This is a genomic window from Brevundimonas sp. (assembly GCF_050729455.1).
Lineage (GTDB): Bacteria > Pseudomonadota > Alphaproteobacteria > Caulobacterales > Caulobacteraceae > Brevundimonas.
The window spans coordinates 1-3,590 of record NZ_JBOHLI010000106.1 but is presented as its reverse complement, the minus strand read 5'-3'; the positions used below and the strand labels follow the sequence as shown (position 1 = coordinate 3,590).

Annotated in this window: 3 protein-coding genes and 1 pseudogene; all 4 read right to left on the bottom strand. The window is 69.6% G+C overall.

Annotated elements, in window-relative coordinates:
• On the bottom strand, window positions 1–536 hold a 536-nt coding region (locus tag ACREEF_RS15640; RefSeq protein WP_431566491.1), incomplete at its 3' end, for a DUF3667 domain-containing protein.
• Window positions 537–645: 109 nt separating this feature from the next.
• Window positions 646–1,200, bottom strand: a complete 555-nt coding sequence (gene pal / locus ACREEF_RS15635; protein WP_431566490.1) for a peptidoglycan-associated lipoprotein Pal — start codon at window positions 1,198–1,200, stop codon at window positions 646–648.
• 153 nt (window positions 1,201–1,353) lie between these two features.
• Complete coding sequence (tolB, locus tag ACREEF_RS15630) at window positions 1,354–2,727, bottom strand: Tol-Pal system beta propeller repeat protein TolB (protein ID WP_431566489.1); 1,374 nt, start codon at window positions 2,725–2,727, stop codon at window positions 1,354–1,356.
• 333 nt (window positions 2,728–3,060) lie between these two features.
• Window positions 3,061–3,590: pseudogene (locus ACREEF_RS15625) on the bottom strand (hypothetical protein); the annotation flags it as partial.

Sequence of the window (3,590 nt, the reverse complement as noted above, 5' to 3'; positions counted from 1 at the left end):
CCGCTGTCGAACGCGGGCGGCGCGTCGCCGGCGGGCTCCATCGCCGCGGCGGCCGCATCGACCTCTTTCTGGGCGGCGGCGGCCACCTGCTCGGCCTCGGCCACGGCCTCGCGCTGGGCCGCGATCTGTTCCGGCAGCCCCTGCAGCTTCACTTCCGAGTGCGGCATGAAGCTGAGGGCGAAGAACATGACGAACAGGGTGAACAGGAACATCGCCAGGGGCGAGACGTAGCGCGTGCGCTTGCCCTGCACCCATTCCCGCGTCAGCCGCCCGGGATTGATGATCAGCAGCGGCAGGGTGCGCCAGAAGCGGCCGTCGAAATGCATGACGCCGTGCAGCAGCTCCTCGCCCAGGTGCAGCAGGCTGCGGTGCACATGGGCCGCCTGACCGCAGTTCGAGCAGAACCTGCCCGTCACCTCGGCCCCGCAGTCGGCGCAGACCGTATGGTGCTCGCCCGCCTGTCCCGTCGGCTTCTCGATCGCCCCTGCGATGACGCCGCCCGTCACGGCGCCGCCCGCTGCTTCCAGATCAATCACGCTGCTTCCCCCCGGATTCGGCGCGGACTTTGACCCTGCCCGCCCGCAAAGAAAAGAGGCGCCGGCCGCAAAGCCGACGCCTCTCATTCATTCGATCGTCGCGGTTGGCTTAGCGCGGCGCGCCCGACACGATGGCGGTGTGGGCGTTGCGGTTCTGGGCCCAGGCCGACTCGTTCGAGCCCTCGGCGATCGGACGCTCCTTGCCGAAGCTGATGGTGTCGATGCGGCCGGCGGGGACGCCGCGCTGGATCAGATAGGTGCGGACGGCCTCGGCGCGGCGGGCGCCCAGGGCCAGGTTGTATTCCCGCGTGCCGCGTTCGTCGGCGTTGCCTTCGATGCGGACGGTGACCTGCGGATAGCGGGCCAGCCAGGCGGCCTGGGCGTCCAGACGCGGCTGGGCTTCCGGGCGCACCGAATAGGAATCCAGGTCGAAATAGACCAGGTCGCCGACGTTGACGACGAAGTCCTGTTCCGAGCCCGGCAGGGCGGCGCCGACATTGCCGCCGGTGACCGGGCCGGTCGGGGCGGTCGGATATTGCGGGCCGGTCGGCTGGGCGGGCTGGGTCGGCACGGCGGGCTCGACCTTGGGCTTGGGCACGCAGGCGGCCAGGGCGGCGACGGCGGCGCTGACGGCGGCCAGCTTGATCAGGGTCGAAGAATTCATCGGGTCGTCTCCTTGGCGTTCAGTCTGAGGACGGCGGCCTCAAGCTTGGCTTTGTGCGGGTCAGCTAGACTGCGACGCGGCGCCGCGCCAGCCGCGATAACGCACAGTTTATGGGAATGGCTCCGCTCGTGATCTCACGAAGCCGTAACTGCGTCAGGCGGGACAGGAATCCGCCCCCTGGCCGATGCCGAGGCTGGCCGGCGGGGCGTCCAGCAGGCCCGACCAGGCCGGGTCCGAGCCGCGCCCGTCGTAACCCGCCTGGGCCACCACCCGGCCCGACAGGTCCACGGTCCACAGGCGCGTGTCGCCGCCGGGGCTCTGGCGCGCGAAGGCGATGTAGCGGCCGTTGGGGGCCCAGGACGGGCCTTCCTCGAAATAGCTGGACGACAGGATGCGCTCGCCCGTGCCGTCCGACTTCATGACGCCGATATGGAAGCGCCCGCCCGACTGCTTGGTGAAGGCGATCATGTCGCCGCGCGGGCTCCAGGCCGGGGCCGTATAGACGCCGCCGCCGCGCGAGATCGGCCGCTGGCCCGAGCCGTCGGCCCGCATCGTATAGAGACGCGCCGAACCCGAACGGTCCGAGGTGAAGACGATCTGGCCGCCGTCCGGGCTGAACGAAGGCGAGGTGTCGATGCCCGGATCGCTGGTCAGGCGCGACAGCTGGCGCGTCCGCAGGTTCATCACATAGACGTCGGTGTTGCCGCCGCGGATGATCGAGAAGGCCATCTTGGACCCGTCGTTCGAGAAGCGCGGCGCCAGCACCTGGCCGTCGAACTCGCCCAGGCTTTCGCGGCGACCGGTCGACAGGTTGTAGAGGTAGATGCGGCTGTAGTCCTTGCCCAGGGCCACATAGGTGACCTCGTCCGGGCTGGAGGCCGAGAAGCGCGGCGACATGATGATCTCGTCGCCCTGGGTCAGGAAGACGGGGTTGTAGCCGTCCTGATCGACGATGGTCAGACGCGACAGCTTGTTCAGCTGGGTGCCGCTCTCCGACACGAACAGGACGCGCGAATCAAAGAAGCCCGCCTCGCCCGTCATGCGCTGATAGATGACGTCCGAAATCTTGTGCGCGATGCGGCGCCACTGCTCGCTGGTGGCGGTGAACTGATAGGAGACCAGCTGGCACTGGCGGTAGGGGTCATACAGGCGGAAGCCCACGTCCACCCGGCCGTCGGCGCGCGGCGTCACGCCGCCGTACAGCACCGCCTGCGCCCCGATGGTCGTCCACTGCGGGAAGTTGGGCGCATTGGCCAGGGTCAGTCCCGTCTCGATGAAGCTGGCCGGGTTCAGCGGATCAAAGAAGCCCGACCGCTTCAGGTTGCCGCTGACGACGTTGGAAATCTGCGGCCCGTTCTGGCCGGTGAAGGGCACGATGGCGATCTGCAAGGGGCGCAGCACGCCCTGATCGATCTCGACCTCGACCGGCCCCGTCTGCTGCGCGGGCGTGGTCGGCTGCGTCTGGGCCGTCGCCGGACCCGCCATCAGGACCGCGGCGGCCGAGGCGAGAAGAAGATGCAGACGCATGAATGGCTCCAGAGTTAGACGGCTCGTCGGTCCTTATCGCCAGACCGTATGACAAAAACCAGCTTGTGAAAGACAAGCTTGCCCCGGAATGGGGCGACTTTCAGACTTTGAAGGCAAGCATTCCAGCGCCTCCGCCGCCTTGGTCCCTTCTCCCGGTGGGAGAAGGTGGCCCGAAGGGCCGGATGAGGGTCGACGCTCGCCCTCGGCGCAAGCCGCCGCGCCACGGCTTGCGCCGAATGTGACCCTCAGCCCCTCACCCTTTCGCCTATGCGGATCGCCTTCGGCTCTCCGAGGCTCAAGCCCTCTCCCGCCGGGAGAGGGAACGCTCCTACTCTACCGATTGGCGCAGGCCCGCTCCGTATTGAAGGTCGGGCGATACTGACCGCCGGGGAAGCCCGTCGGCACGTCGAACGGCGCCGTCTGGCGCAGGGCCCGCAGCGCCCCGTCCGCCGCCGCGCGATAGACGGCGCTGGACTGCGGATTGACCAGGCTTGGCCCGCGCGTGATCCGCCCGTCTGCCGACAGGGTCAGATCGACCTGAATCCTCAGCTCGTCGGCGCCGGGAATGTCGCAGGGCAGAATCCAGTTCGGATAGACCTGATTGAAGATGGCCGTGATCTGCGGCCCCGTCGCCTGGCTGGCCTGACCCGAGCCCTGCTGACCCGTCGCCGCGCGGCCCCGGTTCGGCGTCTGACGCGGCGGACCGGCCAGGGCGTCCAGGTCCAGACCCGGCGCGGGCTTGGCGGGCGCCGGGCGGGCCGGTGCGGGCGGCGTCGGACGCGCGGGCGCCGGCGGGGTCGGGCGCGGCGGCGTGGGACGCGGTGTCGGCGCAGGCGTCGGGCGCGGCGCAGGAACCGGAGGCG